Origin of the sequence: Methylobacterium sp. 391_Methyba4 (genome assembly GCF_029691625.1) — a bacterium.
Taxonomy (GTDB): domain Bacteria; phylum Pseudomonadota; class Alphaproteobacteria; order Rhizobiales; family Beijerinckiaceae; genus Methylobacterium; species Methylobacterium fujisawaense.
In genome coordinates, this window is sequence record NZ_CP121475.1 from 348,694 (window position 1) to 366,363 (window position 17,670).

The window sequence follows — 17,670 nt, forward strand, 5'->3', positions numbered from 1 at the left end:
CCGGCGTCGCCCGGGTGACGTTCGCACGCACCGTCTTGGGGCACCGCTGGCCGTCTTACCGGGAACCCGAACGCCGGCAGCCCTGTGCCGATACGCGGGGACGGCGGATCTCCACAGATCCCGGGGATCTCTGCCGGGCAAAATCGCCGCGCCTGTCTGCGATCGGCACGCGTTCCGCTGTCGATTCTCTCGGGCGCGATCGAGAAAGCTTCACCCCCGCGCGTTGCCAAGCAGCTCCCGCAGGTTGTCAATCAAGTCGTCCGCACGGAATGGTTTCTGCAGCAAGGGGAAGTCATTGGCATCCTGACCTTCCCGAAGGTAACCGGAGGCCAGCAGGATCTGCATGTGTGGCCATTGCTGCCGGATGATGTGTCCGAGCTCGATGCCGTTCATCGTGCCGGGCATGTTCACGTCGCTGAAAACGAGGCAGATATTCGCCTCCCTCCGCAGAACGCGCAGAGCCTCGCTGGCATCATGCGCACTGAGCACCTCGAACGCGAGGGCCTCGAGGGTCGAGACAACGGTCGAGCGAACATCGGCGTCGTCCTCGACGACAAGCACGGCCCTACCCGCACCATTCATCGGATTCGGCGGCTCGTTCGTCGCACCCGCAGCGCATTCTTCCGATCTGGGACTTCCTTCAGCGAGCACGGGCATCGTGACGAGGAAACGGGTGCCTTGATGCGGCGTGCTGTCGACAACGATGGTCCCGCCGCTCTGCTGCACGAAGCCGTAGACCATGCTCAGACCGAGGCCCGTGCCTTTGCCGACCTCCTTCGTCGTGAAGAAGGGTTCGAAGACGCGCGCCAGAACATCAGGTGACATCCCCGTGCCCGAGTCGGCGACCGTGATCTCTATGAAACGCACGTCCTCGACCCCCTCCGGCCCAGTGGGGTCCCGGCGCCTGATGCGGATGTCCAATGTCCCTCCATTCGGCATCGCGTCCCGGGCATTCACCGCGAGGTTGATGAGAGCGGCCTCGAACTGAGCGTGATCGACACAGACTTCCGGCAGTCCCGCCTCCAGATCCGCGGAGATCGTGATCCGCTCGCCGAGCGTGCGCTCCAGAAGCTTGATCAGGCCAGGAATGAAGTTCGCGAAGGTCAGCGCCTTCGGCTGGAGAGGGGAGCGTCGTGAGAAGGCCAGCAGCCGGCTGGTGAGTTCGGCGCAGCGATGGGCCCCCTCGATGGCGCTCTCGATGCGGCGGTGCGCCTTCTCGTTGCCCAGCAACGCGCCCTTGACCAAGTCGAGATTGCCGATGACGATGCTCAACATGTTGTTGAAATCGTGCGCGATCCCGCCGGTTAGGCGGCCCACTGCCTCGAGCTTCGAAGCGTGCTGCAAATTGAGCTCAAGTTCCTTGCGCTCCGTCACGTCGAACCACATCCCGAAGAGTTCGACCGCCGTGCCGCTCTCATCACGGTTCACCGCGATCTGGTCGAGGATGTGCCGCTCCATGCCATCCGCGTTGCGCCAGCGATATTCCAGAGCCACCTCGCCGGTCTCGAGGACCGCGCAAAGCGCCGCCGACACCCGCTCACGGTCGTCTGCTTCGAGGCGGGAGCTCCAGAGGCCGGAGGTGGCGAAGGTCTCGCGCGAGAAGCCGGTGATGCGCGCGATGCTGTCGTTGGTGAAGTAGAGGCGTCGGTCGGCGACGCCGATCGGTGAGGTGTAGAGGGCGATGGGAAGGCCGCGCAGGACAGCGGCCTGATGCTCTTCCCGCCTGCGCAGCGCCTGCTCGGCTTCCAGTTTCTCACCGCGTACGCGAAGGTTCTCCAGGAGCAGACGCTTCTCGGCAGTCGCGTTGCGCTTGATCTCTTCGGTCTTGCGGTAAAGATCGACGAAGACATCGACCTTCGACTTCAGCACCAAAGGCTGGATCGGCTTGAACACATAATCGACCGCGCCGGCGGAGTAACCGCGGAAGATGTGGATATCGTCCTTGTTGTGGGCCGTGAGGAACAGGATCGGGACACGGGATGTGCGCGAGCGGCTGCGGATGAGGGCGGCCACCTCGTAGCCGTCCATGCGCGGCATCTGTACGTCGAGCAGAATGAGGGCGAAGTCCTCCCGGAGGGCCCGGCGTAGGGCTTTTTCCGGCGAGTTCGCCAGAATCAAGTCGGTCTCGGGATCGGCTAGAATCTCAGAGGCGGCAAGCAGATTACGCTGGTCGTCATCGACGATCAGGATCTTGGCTCGGACCGGGGCCAGCTCGGTGGGTAAGCCGAGCTGTCCCGCGGTATCGTCCGGACCAGCCGGATGGGGATCCAGTCGGCGGCTCATCGGGGTTGCCGCTCGAAGTCTCTCGCTCCCGCGCGCAGCGGCGTCACACCGTCGGCGATCTCGCCCCGTCGTGCCAACTGCACCCGCAGCACGGCCAGCAGCTCGTCCATGTCGATCGGCTTCGAGACATAATCCGACGCGCCCGCCTCGAGGCACTTCTCGCGGTCGCCCTTCATGGCCTTCGCGGTCACGGCGATCAGCGGCAGGCTTCGGAAGGCGCCCTGGACCCGGATCGCGCGCATCGTCTCGTAGCCGTCCATTCCTGGCATCATGATGTCGATCAACATCGCGTCGATGTTCGGATGGGATTCGAGCAGCGCGATGCCGTCATGCCCGTTCTCCGCGAACAGAACCTCAAGCCCGTGCTGCTCCAGGGCGCTCGTGAGCGAGAAGATGTTACGCAGGTCGTCGTCGATCAGGATGACCCGGCAGCCCTGGAGAGACACCCCGTCACTGCGATCGCCGAGACCCTGCTCGTCGGCCGGGGCGCTGGCGATGGCCCGATGCAGGAACAGGGCGGTCTCGTCGAGGAGTCGCTCGGACGAGCGCGTGTCCTTGATGATGATCGTCGAGGCGGTCTGCCTCAGCTGCTGCTCTTCGGCGGGCGTGAGCGCCCGACCGGTATAGACGATGATCGGCAGTTCCTCCCCGTCCTGCGAGGCGCGGATCTGCTCGATCAGCTCGGAACCACCGATATCGGGCAAGCCGAGATCGATGATCGCACAGTCGAACCGGCCGCCGGTCAGGGCTTCCAGTGCGGCCGACGCCGTGCCGACCCCGAAAATCTTGACGTCCTCCTCGCTCAGGAGCGCCGTGATGCTGGCGCGCTGGTTCTCGTCGTCCTCGACGAGCAGAAGGTTGCGGACGGGCCGCGTGATGAAATCCTTCGAGAGCTCCAGGGCCCGCAGCAGGCCCTCGCGCTCCACGGGCTTCTCCAGAAAGCCGAACGCGCCGGCGCGCAGGCCGCGCTTCTTCTCGTCGTTGACGGAGATGACGTGGATCGGGATGTGGCGGGTGCGGGAGTTGTTCTTCAGGAGGTCGAGCAGGGCCCAGCCGTCCATGTCGGGCAGGCCGATATCGAGGGTGATGGCGTGCGGCTTGAAGCGGTGGGCGAGGCTCAGCGCGCCGGCACCGTCTTGCGCGATCAAGCCTTTGAAGCCGCGTTCGCGCGCAAGTTCCAGCAGCACCGAGGCGAACATCGCGTCGTCCTCGACGATGAGCACGATATGATCCCCCGGGTGGATGGCATGGCGGTCGTCCGCGGCGGCCGAAAGGGCCATCGCGGCGTTCGGCTGGCGGCCGGTCAGCGCGGCATTTCCGGTCCCCGCGGCCGTCTCCCATGCGCGGCCCGTGACTGCCTGAACGGGCGGTTCGAAGGGCAGGAACAGGGTGAAGGTGCTGCCCGAACCGATGCGGCTCTCGACCACGATCTCGCCGCCCAGCAGGCGGGCGATCTCGCGGCTGATGGCGAGGCCGAGGCCGGTGCCGCCATACTTGCGGCTCGTGGTCCCGTCGGCCTGCTGAAACGCCTCGAAGATGATCCGCTGCTTATCCTCAGCGATGCCGATACCGGTATCGGTTACGGAAAGGGCCATCCACTGGCTCCCGGCGCGCAGCGGCGACCCCTCGGCCGAGCCGATCTTGAGCGAAACGCTGCCCGTCTCGGTGAATTTGAAGGCGTTGGAGAGAAGGTTGCGGAGAACCTGCTGCAGGCGCTTGGAATCCGTGCGTACCGACCGCGGCAGGCCGGGCTCGACATCGATCACGAAGGCAAGGTGGCGGTCCTCGGCCAGCTGGCGGAAGGTCCTTTCGAGGTTCTCGACGAGATCTTGCAGCGCGACATCGCCGACTTCGAGCGACACCGTCCCGGACTCGATCTTGGAGAGATCGAGGATGTCGTTGATGAGCGACAGGAGGTCGGTCCCGGCTGCGTTGATCGTCTTGGCAAACTCCCGCTGCTTGTCCGTAAGGTTCCCGTCGCGGTTCTCGGAGAGAAGCTTCGAGAGGATCAACAGGCTGTTGAGCGGCGTGCGCAGCTCGTGGCTCATGTTGGCCAGGAACTGCGACTTGTAGCGCGAGGTCAGGCTCAGCTGCTCGGCCTTCTCCTCCAGCGCCGTCTTGGCAACGGAGACCTCGCGGTTCTTGCCTTCGACCTCGCGCTTCTGGATTTCGAGCAGCCGCGCCTTCTCCTCCAGCTCCTCGTTGGTCTGCTGCAGGCGCTCGCGCTGGCTCTTCAGCAGATCCTCGGATTGCTGCAGGGAGGCCGCCTGAAGTTCAAGGCGGTCGTTCGTCTTCTTCAGCTCCTCTTGCCGGCTCTGTAATTCGCCGGTCAGGAGCTGCGACTGCTTGAGGAGACCTTCGGTCCGCATGTTGGCGGCAATCGTGTTGAGCACGATCCCGATGGATTCGGTCAGTTGGTCAAGGAAGGACTGATGGGTCTCACTGAAACGGTTGAACGACGCCAGCTCGATGACTGCCCGAACTTCCTGCTCGAACAGGACTGGCAGGACGATGATGTTGAGGGGTGGTGCCTCGCCGAGAGCCGAGCCGATGGTGATGTAGTCGCCGGGCACGTTGGTGAGGGTGATGCGCTTTTTCTCGAAGGCGCATTGGCCCACGAGACCCTGACGGAGGCGATACCGGTTCGACAGGTTCTTGCGCTCCGTGAAGGCATAGCTCGCCATCAGATCCAGAACCGGCTCTCCGCCATCGTCCTCCACCATGAAGAACACGCCGCGCTGGGCATTCACGAGCGACGCGATCTCGGACAGGATCAGATTTGAGACGGTGGCGAGGTCGCGCTCGCCCTGCAGCATGCGCGTGAACTTGGCGAGGTTCGTCTTCAGCCAGTCCTGCTCGGCGTTCTTGAGGGTCGTGTCCCGCAGATTGCGGATCATCTCGTTGATGTTGTCCTTCAACGAGGCGACTTCGCCGGAAGCCTCGACCGAGATCGAGCGTGCGAGGTCGCCCTTCGTCACCGCCGTCGCCACTTCGGCGATGGCGCGCACCTGGGTCGTCAGGTTTGCCGCGAGCTGGTTCACGTTGTCGGTGAGATCGCGCCACAGCCCGGCGGCACCCGGCACCCGGGCCTGACCGCCGAGCTTCCCTTCGACGCCCACCTCGCGGGCCACGTTGGTGACTTGGTCGGCAAAGGTGGCGAGCGTCTCGATCATCTCGTTGACGGTGTCGGCCAGGGCGGCGATCTCGCCCTTGGCATCGACCGAGAGTTTCCGCGTGAGGTCGCCCTGGGCCACCGCCGTGACGACATCCGCGATGCCGCGGACCTGACCGGTCAGGTTGGCCGCCATCATGTTCACGTTGTCGGTGAGGTCCTTCCAGGTTCCGCCGACGCCGCGGACCTGTGCCTGTCCGCCGAGCTTGCCCTCCGAGCCGACCTCACGGGCAACGCGGGTCACCTCCGAGGCGAAGGAGTTGAGCTGATCCACCATCGTGTTGATGGTCGATTTCAGCTCCAGGATCTCACCCTTCACGTCGACGGTGATCTTCTTGGACAGATCGCCGTTGGCCACCGCAGTCGTGACGTCGGCGATGTTGCGCACCTGACCGGTGAGGTTCGCGGCCATCATGTTGACGTTGTCGGTGAGATCCTTCCAGGTTCCGCCGACGCCGCGGACCTGTGCCTGTCCGCCGAGCTTGCCCTCGATGCCAACCTCGCGGGCGACGCGGACCACCTCCGAGGCGAAGGAGTTGAGCTGATCCACCATCGTGTTGATGGTCGACTTCAATTCCAGGATCTCGCCTTCGACGGCCACGGTGATCTTCTTGGAGAGATCGCCGTTGGCCACCGCGGTTGTGACCTCGGCGATGTTGCGCACCTGGCCCGTCAGATTGGCCGCCATCATGTTCACGTTGTCGGTCAAGCCTTTCCATACGCCGCCGACGCCCTTGACCTGCGCCTGCCCGCCGAGCTTGCCTTCCGTGCCGACTTCGCGGGCGACGCGGGTCACCTCCGAGGCGAAGGAGTTGAGTTGATCCACCATCGTGTTGATGGTCGATTTCAGCTCCAGGATCTCGCCCTTCACGTCGACGGTGATCTTCTTGGACAGGTCGCCATTGGCCACCGCGGTGGTCACGTCGGCGATGTTGCGCACCTGACCGGTCAGGTTGGCGGCCATGAGGTTCACGTTGTCGGTGAGATCGGCCCAGGTTCCTGCCACGCCTTCGACGCGGGCCTGCCCGCCGAGTTTCCCCTCCGAGCCGACCTCCTTGGCGACGCGGGTTACCTCCGAGGCGAAGGAATTGAGCTGATCCACCATCGTGTTGATGGTGTTCTTCAGCTCCAGAATTTCGCCGCGCACGTCCACGGTGATCTTCTTGGACAGATCGCCGTTGGCCACCGCGGTGGTCACGTCGGCGATGTTGCGCACCTGGCCGGTGAGGTTGGCGGCCATCAGGTTCACGTTGTCGGTGAGATCGGCCCAGGTACCGGCGACCCCAGGAACTTGGGCCTGCCCGCCGAGCTTCCCCTCCGAGCCGACCTCGCGCGCGACGCGGGTCACCTCTGAGGCGAAGGAATTAAGCTGATCCACCATCGTGTTGATGGTGTTCTTCAGCTCTAGGATCTCACCGCGCACGTCCACGGTGATCTTCTTGGACAGGTCGCCATTGGCCACCGCAGTCGTGACGTCGGCGATGTTGCGCACCTGGCCGGTGAGGTTGGCCGCCATCATGTTCACGTTGTCGGTGAGGTCCTTCCAGGTCCCACCGACGCCTTCCACCTGGGCCTGACCGCCGAGCTTGCCCTCCGTGCCGACCTCGCGGGCGACACGTGTCACCTCGGAGGCGAAGGAGTTGAGCTGGTCCACCATCGTGTTGATGGTCAGCTTCAGCGCCAGGATCTCGCCTTTGACGTCGACGGTGATCTTCTTGGAGAGGTCGCCACGCGCGACCGCGGTCGTGACTTCGGCGATGTTACGTACTTGGCCCGTCAGATTCTCGGCCATCATGTTGACGTTGTCGGTCAAGTCCTTCCAGACACCACCGACGCCCTTGACCTGAGCCTGGCCTCCAAGCTTGCCTTCCGAACCCACCTCCTTGGCAACGCGCGTGACCTCCGAGGCGAAGGAATTGAGCTGATCGACCATTGTGTTGATGGTCGATTTCAGGTCGAGGATCTCACCTTTCACATCGACAGTGATCTTCTTGGACAGATCGCCATTGGCCACGGCAGTGGTGACCTCCGCGATATTGCGGACTTGGCCTGTCAGATTGGCCGCCATCAGGTTCACGTTGTCGGTGAGGTCCTTCCAGGTTCCGCCGACGCCCTTGACCTTGGCCTGTCCGCCGAGCTTGCCCTCCGAGCCAACCTCCCGGGCCACGCGGGTCACCTCCGAGGCAAAGGAGTTCAGCTGGTCGACCATCGTGTTGACCACTTTGCCGATGCGGAGGAACTCGCCCCTCAACGGGCGGCCCTCGATCTCGATCTGCATGGTCTGACCGAGGTCGCCTTTCGCGACCGCCCCGATGACGCGGGCCACTTCGGTGGTCGGTTGAACGAGATCTCCGATCATCGTGTTGACCGAGTCGACACAGTCGTTCCATCCGCCGGTCGCGGCCGGAAGCTTGCCACGCTCGCCGATGCGCCCGTCCTTGCCCACGGCACGAGCAACCCGGTCGAGTTCCCGGGCGAGACCCTGATTGAGTTCGAGAATGTCGTTGAACGCGTCCGCGATCTCGCCATCGATGCCCGTGAGATCCAGCGGCAGCCGGATCGAGAAGTCACCTTTCCGAAAGGCGCGGAGGCTCTTCAGGAGGAGCTTCGGCTCCAACTGCGACGTAGTCGGCGTCATGCGGAAACAACCTCAGGGTAGATCCGCATGGCTAAGCGTGTCAGCCATCCGAATCGTCAGCGACTACGAGTGACCACCACCGAAGTGGCACGGCAATTGAGCTCAGCCCAGCGGGTTGCTCAATCGTTTGGAACTCGGGATTAAGCCGAATCGCGAGCCTCGTCCTGTGTAAAACTAGTTTCGGAGCAGATCTGACAGAAACGAATACGCTCACACTGGCATGGCCGTGTCAGGCCGGTTCGGTGCCTCCGGACAGGTCAGCATGGATGCCCGCGCAAGTTGAGGTGCTCCTCGCCGGCAGGATTCGCAACGCGCCAGGCCCGGGCGCGGCGCGCCCGGCTTTTCACAGGACCGGTTTGACAGCCCATCACTTCGGCGGCCGCCTCATAGGTTAAGTCTCGCGCGCTCACGAGCAGCAGACCCCCGCGCCACATCTCAGGCAGCTGACCGATGGGCGACCGGACGGTCGGCAGATCGGAGCGGTGCTCGTGGGCCGCGGGCGCGGCGCGCTGAGTCGTAACGGAGCCGTCCACATTTCCGATCACGCGCCTGCGCTCGCGGCACGCCGCATGAAACGGATTGTGGCTGATGGTGCAGAGCCGCGCCTCCAAGTTCGAGCTTGGCGTGACGTCATCCTGGCGCGTCCAGGCCCGCTGCACCGTCTCCAGCACCCCGTCGTCGGCGCACGCGTCGTCGGCCATGAGCGAAAAGGCGTTTACGCGCCGTCCAGCGGGTTTTGCTCAGGAAGACGCGTCTCCAAACGCTTACTTCTGATAGGCCCAGCTCCTCACCAGCATAGCGGTGCTGGCCAGCGGCTTTGACGTCACCCGGACCCTGCCATCTGTTCAGCATTGGATGCCACCGTGAAGCCCTCGCGGTCGAACACGTTGTAGAGGACACAGGAAGGATCGAGCCCGAGCCCCGCTATGTGGGTGACAGCGGCTTCCTTGGCTTCGGCCAGCGTGCTGAAGGGGTCGGGCAACTGGTACAGCCTTGCTGGCCGTTCCTCGCCGTCGACCTGCGCCGCGAGCGTTGTGATCTCGACTGTGTAGGGCATGATGCTGGCCCACCGGCGCTCAGTGGAACACGCCGAAGAACCACAACAGCAGGATAATTGGCAGCGGGATCCCCAGCAACCACAGCATTCCACCGCGCAGCATTCGCGCCTCCTTCATGTCAGAAATCGTACCGGAATACCGGTTCGCTTGTTAATAGAACGCGGCAACATGGGAAAGCGATGCAAAATATCTGCGTCGGTGTTCACGGAGCGGAAGCATAATTACTTCAAGTAGCGCCCGCATCGCGTTCCGCCTGTAAGGACGACGTCGGCGAAACCTCAGTGGCCCTGGAGCCGGCAAGCGGATTGGGGATCGGCGCGGCCGAGTTTTTCAGCTGGAATACGGTGAGGACGCCGCAGAATCGCGCCGGGATCAGAAGCAATCCGACCGATTTGGCTGCCTATGGAGTGTGTCCGTTGACCAAATCGCGATGACTTGGCGAGCCTGTGCGCCGTCCGTAAATTAGCCTGTAGCCGGTTCGACAGATAACATCTTAAGCAAATCGAGCATGGTACTGGAATTCGACAGGTTCGAGACAGCCCAAGGTCGAGAGCCGCCTTGTCGGGCTATAGAAGCGCTCGATGTCATCGAACACATCCGCGGGCGCCTCGTGCCGCGTGCAGTCGGTCCTCGGGGCCGTGCGCGCGATCGTCAGCGACGAGAAACGGCCTTCCTTGGTCGCGCGGTCCCACGCATCGCCCGACCGGCGCATGAAGCAGTCCATGCCGCGCTCGGCCATCAGGTGCCGGAAGGATTCACTCGCGCATTGCGGTCCCTGATCCGAACAGGCACCAATAGATCTGGTTTTCCCTTGCCCCAGAATGACGTTCTGCTCGCCGTCCAGCCTCCGTCCAAGAACGTATGGTCAATGCAGCGGACCTATCGCCTCGATGGCGCTGAGCAGGTCCTCGACGAAGGCCTTTTCGACCAGCGGCAAGCCAGCCTGCCGCACCTTCTCGCGGATCGCGGCGCTCGGATGGCCTGTGATGATGATCACCGGAGCGGTCCCGCCCGAAGACCGCACGCGTTCATAGGCATCCAGCCCCGTCATGTCCGGCAGCACGTAGTCGATCACGATGCAGCACGGTTTCGCCTGCGGAAATGCGGCGATCAGCTTGCTGCCCGACTCGAACGTGGCGACCGTGTAACCTTCGCCCTCCAGCATGAACCGTGCTGAACTTAAAATGGCGGCATCGTCGTCCACGATGAAGATCGGCATGACGCTATCCTGGAAGACAGGGTCCGTTCGCCTACCAACTCGACTGGCACCATAGAGCGGGAAATGACGCTGCCACTTCCGCGGTTCCGTCGAATTGCGGAGGATCAAACCCACCGGAGACCGCTCAGCATCCACCAACGCACCAGCTTCTGTCGGTGGGCCGCCTGCGTTTTGGTGATGCGCTTCGCCCGATCAATCCCGACCAGGCGCGGGCTGAAGTCGAGCACGCGACCGATTTCCTGGTTGGTGTCCCCGCCGACCAAGTGGTCCAGAACGTGTCGCTCGCACTCGGCGATCCGGCGGATGTGCACTCGCCGCGTGTTCGACCCCGTCTCGGTCACGCAGCCGCGTTCCAGGGTGGCGCGCAAAAGTCGTATAAGGGCTCTCTCGTCGAACGGTTTCTCGCTGAAGTCGCAGGCCCCGAGCTTCATCGCCTCGACCGCGCGCGACGGATCTTCCTGCCCCGTCACCATGACGACAGGCCGCATAGGATCGGTCGCGATCCGGCTCCGGCAGCACCAGACTGATCTTCCGACCCACGATCTCGGCCGACCGGTAGCCGAAGATGCGCTCGGCAGCAGGGTTGAACGAAGGGATGATGCCGCGTTCGTCGACGACGATCATGCCTTCAGTCATCGTGTCGGGGATGGCGTACAGGCGCGCCTCGCGCGTCCGCACTTGCGCCTCGACCGTCTTCTGCTCCTCTTCGGCGCGCTTGTACGCGTCGATGTCGAAAACCACGCCGCGGTGCCGGACCGGCTGGCCCTCCTCGTCTACCTGCACGCGCCCGCGCGAGCGCAACCGGCGGATCTGCCCGCCGGGATGAACGATCCTGTAATCCACGCCGTAGATCCCGCCGGAGCAGCGAACACGCGCGATGGTGTCGGCCCGAGCAAGTCGGTTGTTAGAATACAGCAGAGCTTCGAACGCGGCGAGATCGGTCGAATGCGCGCGCCGAACCCCGAACATGACAGGCTCAGAGTCTGATGCCTATACTCCCGGCGCAGAGTGTATCTCCCTCGCGCTCTTCATTGTGCAAAGCCTCTAACAAACCAGATCGTCCTCGGTGTCGCGTCAACGTCCCTCTCCCCCCAGGACCAGGCGCAGCGAGCGGGCGAGCTCGTCGCGGCGGTAGGGCTTGTTCAGGACCGGCATCTCGCCTCGACCGATGACCTGACCCTCGTCGAGGTTTGCGACGTAGCCTGATGTGAGCAGGACCTTGACACTTGGCCGAAGCTTCTGTGCCTCGACCGCCAGCTGTGATCCGTTCATCCCGCCCGGCATCACGACGTCGGAAAACAGAATGTCGATCCGCTCCACGCCGCGAAGGTGCTCAAGAGCCTCGACGGCGTTTCGAGCGATGATGACCCGGTAGCGCAGCTCCTCCAGGCTCTCGACAGCCATCCCGAGCACCTGCTCGTCGTCCTCGACCAACAGAACCGTCTCGCCCTCGCCGGCGCGGCGCAGCGGGATCGAGCTCGCCGAAGCGGCGCCCGTCTCATCGCCGGCCGGGTCGGTCGAACGCGGAAAGTACAGGTTGACCGTTGTGCCCGAGCCGATCTCGGACTCGATCTGAGCAAAGCCCTTGGCGCTGCGCGTGAAGCCGTAGACCTGGGACAGGCCGAGCCCCGTTCCCTTGCCGACCTCCTTGGTGGTGAAGAACGGCTCGAATACACGCTGGAGCGCGTCGGGTGGAATGCCGCTGCCGGTGTCGCTGACCGATACGACCACGTAGGGCCCTGGGGGCACCCCCTGGTCGGCGACGGCCGCGGTGCCAAGGTGGACGTTGCGGCTCACGACCGCGATGCGGGCGTGGCCGTCGCGGCCCTCAATGGCGTCGCGGGCGTTCACGATCAGGTTCAGCACCGCCGCCTCGAATTGTGCCGGATCGATGCGGATCGGATCGAGCGCCGGGTCGAGGTTGAACACCAGCTCGACGGCACCCGTGGCCGCCCGTTCGGCCAGCGGTCTGAAGTCGAGCAGCAGGCGGTTCGGGTTGAGCGTCTGTGGCCGCAGCATCTGCCGGCGGGAGAAGGCCAGGAGCTGCTGCGTGAGCTGCTCGCCGCGCCGGGCTGCGCTCATCGCCGCCTCGGCCAGCCGCTTCACGCGGTCGGTCTGCTCGGGCCGGCGAAGCATCATGTCGAGGCCGCCGACGATGACGGTGAGGAGGTTGTTGAAGTCGTGGGCCACGCCGCCGGTCAGCTGACCGATGGCTTCCATCTTCTGTGCCTGGCGCAGCGCGTCCTCGGTGATGCGCTGGTCGGTTCGATCCACCAAGATCCCGGCAATGCGGGTCGGTACGCCGGACGCGTCGTATGTGACCTGCCCTTTCGCCGCGACCCAGCGCCCGGCGCCGTCCTGGCGCGTGATGCGGCATTCCAGGTCGATCCGGCCGGTCTCCGGGATGGCCGAGAACGCCTGCTCGACCGCGGGACGGTCCTCCTCGACGACATGGGCGAGAAACGTGCCTCGGGTCCACGATGGACACGGGTCAGAATACCCGAAGATGGCATCGAAGCGCGGGGAATGACGGGAGGTTCCGTTCGCGAGATCGAGGTCCCACGAGCCCATGCCGGCCGCTTCGAGGGCGAAGGCCAGGGTCTCCCGGGCGGCCTCGACCTCGCGGGTCCGCTCGGCAACCCGCCGTTCGAGACCCTCGTTGAGGAGGCGCAAGTGCTCCTGCGTCCGTTCACGACCGGCCAGGAGGCTGCGCACCTGATACTGGCGCCGGCGCGCCCGCAGCGCCGATTCGGCGGCACTGATCAGGGTCTCGGCATTAATCGGGCGTTCCAGCAGGACGACGTTTCCGATCCGCGCGAGGATGCCGGCGGCGGATTCCGACCGGCGGCCTGTCTGCCGCGTCGCCAGGACGATGAACGGGAAGTCGGACCAAGCGGGCTGCGCGTCGAGCCAGGCGAATAAGGCTCCCGTATCCGCCCCGGCGAGCACCTCCTCGGTGACCAAAGCGGCTCCGGCCCCCGCCTTCAGGCCCGTCACGCAATCCGACACGTCGGCACAGACCTCGGTCGGCGTGCCGACGCGGTCGAGCACCTGCGCGATCACCGCCGCGTCACGCCCGCGCGGCGCCAGGACGAGGACGCGCCCTTCGTGATCCGGCGGCTGAGGCATCAAGCTTGGCTTCCGAGGGGAGCGTCGTCCGGCAACAGCGCGACTCTCCCTCGGTAAGAGGGCAGCCCCGTGAGCACACCTTGGAAGTCGTCCAGGGCCGAGCCGACCCGCAGCCCCTGACTCGTGAGCTTCAACTCACGGATCGTGCGCTCATGCGCATTCACCCGGCTCTTCACCACAGAAACGGCGGTGCGGACCTCTCCCTTCGCCTCGAAGAACCGGAACAGCAGGATGCCGTCACTGAGATAGCTGAGGTCGACGTCGGTCTGGACATCACCGATGATGCCGTGCTGTCCGAGAACCAGCAGCGTCGTGACGCCCTGTTGATTCAGGTAGTTCAGAAGCTCGTGCATCTGCAGGATGAGGAATTCCTCGCCCGGCATCGCGTGCAGGTAGGCGTTCAGACTGTCGATGACGACGAACCTGGAGCGGCGCTTCTCCACCGCATGCCGAACATGGGTGGCGAACTCACCCGGAGCGAGTTCCGCCGGGTCAATTTGGGTGATCGTCAGCCGGCCCGCCTCTATGTGCGGGGACAGGTTCATGTTGAGCATCGCGGAACGGGCGAGCAGGGTGGCGAGCCCCTCGTCGAACAGGAAGTAGGTCGCCGACTCACCCCGCTCCAAGGCGGCCAGCATGCACCCGAGCGCCGTCGTGGTCTTCCCGACTCCCGACGGGCCGATCAGCAGGGTATTGGTGCCGGGCACCAAGCCGCCGCCGAGCAGCAGATCGAGCTCGTTGGACCCGGTCGAGGCGGCGGTCGGATCGAACGTCGCGTGGTGCTCGGCGGCGACGAGGCGAGGAAAGACCGTCAGACCGCCGGTGTCGAGGGCGAAGTCATGATAGCCGCCGCGGAACTTGATGCCGCGCATCTTGACGATGCGCAGCCGACGGCGCTCGGAGCCGAACTCGCGCGGTGCCTGCTCCAGCGAGATCACCCCGTGGGCGATGCTGTGAAGTTGCTGGTCACCCGGCTCCGACGTGCGGTCGTCGAGCATGAGAACGGTGCAGCTGCGTCGGGCGAAATATTGTTTGAGGGCCAGGATCTGACGACGATAGCGCAGCGGATTCTGGGCCAGCAGGCGCAGCTCGGACAGGCTGTCGAAGACGACCCGCGCCGGCTTCAAATCGTCGACGCGAGCAATGACGTCCCTGACGGTCTCGCCCAGCTCGATCTCCGACGGGTGCAGGATCGACTGCTCGCTGTCGGGATCGAGGCCGAACTCGTTGACGAGTTCGTAGATCTCGATGCCGTCGAGCGACCAGCCGTGCGAGGCGGCTGCAGCACACAGCTCATCTTTGTTCTCGGATAGTGTGACGTAGAGGCCGCGCTCACCACGCGCGGCGCCGTCGAGCAGGAACTGCAGTGAGAGTGTAGTCTTGCCGGTGCCCGGTGTGCCCTCGAGCAAGTATAGTCGATCCTGCGTGAGGCCACCGCACAGGACCTCGTCGAGGCCGGGAACGCCGGTGGATATGCGCCCGTGAACGCCGCGCGGTGTGGCGGAGCCGGAACTGTCTTCTGCCATGATACTGATGCGTCGCGCCTATCCAGATTATTGCTTCAACGTTTTCCCACGCAGAACGCTCCTGGTCGCGCAACGGCTCCCGGCGCGCCGCCTCTGCGCACCCTGTCGGGGGTCGTTCAAGCGGCTCGGGACCGCTCGGCGGACTCGACGAGACAGCGCTCGATAACCGCGCGGAGATGGGTTCGGTCGAAGGGCTTTCCGACGTGATCGTTTGCGCCCGCCGTAAGGAGCGCGCGAACCTGCTCCGGCAGGACATGCGCCGTCATCGCGATGATTGGCACGGCGCGCACCACACCCTCGAGCCCCCGTATGAGCCGCATCGCCGTGATGCCGTCCATGACCGGCATCTCCACATCCATCAGCACGAGATCGTAGGCCTGCTCCTGCACCCGTTTCACGGCTTCCGAGCCGTCGCAGGCGATGGACACGCGATAGCCCATGGCCTCCAGAACCATCTGGGCGATCTCGCGGTTGATCGCGCCGTCCTCGACGAGGAGCAGATGCGCCTGCCGCGACGTGTCGTCTTCGACCGGTCTGGGCAGAGCCGCGGCAACCGGTCGTTCGGGCGACCGCTCGCCAGTCGGCACACGCGGAAGCACGAGTCTGAACCAGAAGGTCGAGCCGACGCCGTCGCGGCTCTCAAGGCCGATGGCGCCGCCCATCGCTTCGATCAGCCCTTTCGATATGGCCAGCCCTAATCCTGTACCTCCGAACCGTCGCGTGGTGCTGCTGTCGGCCTGCACGAAGCGGGTGAAGAGCCGCGCCTGCGCCTCGGCGGGAATGCCGATGCCCGTATCGCAGACGGCGACGCGCAGAGCGATGCCATCCGGCGTTGCCGCTTGTTCCAAAGAGACGGTCACAGAGCCCTGCGGCGTGAACTTGACCGCGTTATTGACGAGATTGAGCAGCACCTGTCTCAAGCGGGTCTTGTCGCCGATGAGGAAATGCTCGTCGCCTGCGCCGACGTCCAACCGAAGGTCGAGACCCTGGCGCTCGGCGGTGCCGGCGACGAGGGCGACGGTCTCCTCCATCAGCCCTCGCGGCGAGAACGGGGCAGCTTCGAGTACGACGCCATGGGCTTCGATGCGTGCGTAGTCGAGGATGTCGTTGACGACCGTCGTCAGGACTTCGCAACCGACGCGCATCTGATCGATGCAGCGCATCTGGTGCGGGGTGAGGTTGATTTCATCACGGAGTAGGTCACCGAAGCCCACGATAGCGTTCAGGGGCGTGCGGACCTCATGGCTCATCGTCGCCAGGAAGTCGCCCTTGGCACGTTCGCCGGCTTCGGCGCGCGCTTGCGCCCTCTCGGCGCGATGGCACGCTTCGGCCAGTTCCACAGTCCGCTCTGCGACCCGGCCTTCCAGATCGGTGTTGGCCTGCGCCAGGGCTCGATCACGCTCGCCGAGCCGGGCCAGCAATTTTGTCAGGGCATCCGTCAGTTCTGCGATCTCCCGGTAGCCGTGCGGCTTGGGTAGCTGCGCGTTCGTCGAGGAATGGCCGATGCCGCCAGCGGCGCCCGCCAAGGCGCGAAGCGGCTCGGCCAAGCGCTCGGCCGCCCACCAGCCGAGCAGCGCGAACAGAAGCGTGAAAGCCGCGCCGCCGAGTACCAGTTGATTGACGATGGGATCGGAGATCGCCTTCGCGACCTCGACCGGCTGGCGGACCAGGACTGTCCAGGGCAGCGTCGGCCTGTCAGCCACGGGTCGGGCGCGGCTCGCGCCGGTGAAGTAATCGCCCCCATCGGGCCATGTCCCGCGGGCGCTCGCGAGCTCGGCACCGGCCGTCAGCGCCGGAAGCGCGGGCAGATCGACATCGATCCGTCGACCGGCCTGATCGCCGGGACCGAGGATCACGGTTCCGTCCCCAGCGAGGATCAGCACCTCGACGCTCGGCTCACGCTTCAGGGCGGTGGCGATGGCCGCTCGGCTCATCTCACGCATCCAACTGACACTGAGATGGCCGCCGACGACGCCGACGACGGCGCCGGAAGGGTCGCGGAAGGGCATCGCCACGTCGACGAACCGCCGCGGCTCGCCGTAGGGCAGCGACGGCAAGCGTTTGGCCAGCAGCTTCGCTTCGTGGATGTCGATGACGGCCAAGGCCTCGATGCCGCGCTTGAACCACGGACGCGCCGCAACGCTCTCGCCCTCCAGCATGCCGTCGGTGCTGGCGAGGACGATACCGGTCCGGTCCGCGAAGCCGATCCAGGCATAGGCGGGAAAGCTCTCGCGCAAGGCGTCGACCCAAGCACGCCGCGCTTCCGGCGTGGTGGCGTTCGTCCGGGCGACCGAGGACAGCACGGCCATGTCGCCGAGCCGCTCGCTGATGTTGGCGTCGATGATCTGGCGCAGATGCTCCGCCAGGTCAGCCGTGTGGGCCTCCGCGCGGATCTGCACCCGCGCCGCGATGAATTGGGAGACGACGATCGTGGCGGCGAAGGTGAGGAGCAGCGCCCCGGCCGCGAAAGTGAGGGCGAGGAGCGTGCGCAACCGCATGATGACGTCCGACACTGAGACGTCCCATCATGGCCCCGAGCGGTTAATTTCGAAGCCCGCTCGGTCCTGACGATTCGGCGAGCGGATCGACGTTCGGCCTTCTCGGTCCAGCGCGACAACTCAGGGATCCAGAGCCGTCTCGCACAC

At 64.9% G+C, this 17,670-nt stretch carries 11 protein-coding genes; 1 reads left to right on the forward strand and 10 read right to left on the reverse strand.

What is annotated here, in order from left to right; genetic code table 11:
- Positions 1–210: 210 nt before the first annotated feature.
- The 7 genes from P9K36_RS01710 to P9K36_RS01740 all read right to left on the reverse strand — a co-directional run bounded on the left by P9K36_RS01710 (position 211) and on the right by P9K36_RS01740 (position 10,858).
- Entirely contained in the window at positions 211–2,283 is a 2,073-nt protein-coding gene (locus P9K36_RS01710; protein WP_278306500.1) for a response regulator, read from the reverse strand.
- Positions 2,280–8,093, reverse strand: a complete 5,814-nt coding sequence (locus P9K36_RS01715) for a HAMP domain-containing protein (RefSeq protein WP_111473139.1) — start codon at positions 8,091–8,093, stop codon at positions 2,280–2,282. Before P9K36_RS01715 ends, P9K36_RS01710 begins: the two co-directional genes overlap by 4 nt.
- A 257-nt stretch (positions 8,094–8,350) precedes the next feature.
- Complete coding sequence (locus P9K36_RS01720; RefSeq protein ID WP_083683717.1) at positions 8,351–8,794, reverse strand: hypothetical protein; 444 nt, start codon at positions 8,792–8,794, stop codon at positions 8,351–8,353.
- Between the two features lie 122 nt (positions 8,795–8,916).
- Positions 8,917–9,150: a hypothetical protein gene (locus P9K36_RS01725; protein ID WP_043382083.1), complete on the reverse strand. Its 234-nt coding sequence runs from the start codon at positions 9,148–9,150 to the stop codon at positions 8,917–8,919.
- A 494-nt stretch (positions 9,151–9,644) separates the two neighbouring features.
- On the reverse strand, positions 9,645–9,875 hold the full coding sequence (locus tag P9K36_RS01730) for a hypothetical protein (RefSeq protein WP_124262911.1): 231 nt from the start codon (positions 9,873–9,875) through the stop codon (positions 9,645–9,647).
- Between the two features lie 141 nt (positions 9,876–10,016).
- A complete protein-coding gene (locus tag P9K36_RS01735) occupies positions 10,017–10,370 on the reverse strand; it encodes a response regulator (RefSeq protein ID WP_043755216.1) in 354 nt (117 codons plus the stop codon).
- A gap of 104 nt (positions 10,371–10,474) precedes the next feature.
- Complete coding sequence (locus P9K36_RS01740) at positions 10,475–10,858, reverse strand: response regulator (protein WP_052083516.1); 384 nt, start codon at positions 10,856–10,858, stop codon at positions 10,475–10,477.
- On the opposite strand from P9K36_RS01740, the gene P9K36_RS01745 reads away from it, so the two are divergent.
- Positions 10,842–11,357 carry a hypothetical protein gene (locus tag P9K36_RS01745; protein WP_236961646.1) on the forward strand — a complete coding sequence of 172 codons (516 nt, stop codon included), beginning with the start codon at positions 10,842–10,844 and terminating at the stop codon, positions 11,355–11,357. The genes P9K36_RS01740 and P9K36_RS01745 overlap by 17 nt on opposite strands.
- An 87-nt stretch (positions 11,358–11,444) precedes the next feature.
- Here P9K36_RS01745 and P9K36_RS01750 read toward each other — a convergent pair whose 3' ends face one another.
- The 3 genes from P9K36_RS01750 to P9K36_RS01760 form a co-directional block, all read right to left on the reverse strand.
- Positions 11,445–13,499, reverse strand: a complete 2,055-nt coding sequence (locus P9K36_RS01750) for a PAS domain-containing sensor histidine kinase (RefSeq protein WP_043755219.1) — start codon at positions 13,497–13,499, stop codon at positions 11,445–11,447.
- Entirely contained in the window at positions 13,499–15,025 is a 1,527-nt protein-coding gene (locus P9K36_RS01755; protein WP_043755223.1) for an ATPase domain-containing protein, read from the reverse strand. The genes P9K36_RS01750 and P9K36_RS01755 overlap by 1 nt, the downstream gene beginning before the upstream one ends.
- 116 nt (positions 15,026–15,141) lie before the next feature.
- A complete protein-coding gene (locus tag P9K36_RS01760; protein ID WP_236961644.1) occupies positions 15,142–17,538 on the reverse strand; it encodes a hybrid sensor histidine kinase/response regulator in 2,397 nt (798 codons plus the stop codon).
- Between the last annotated feature and the right edge of the window lie 132 nt (positions 17,539–17,670).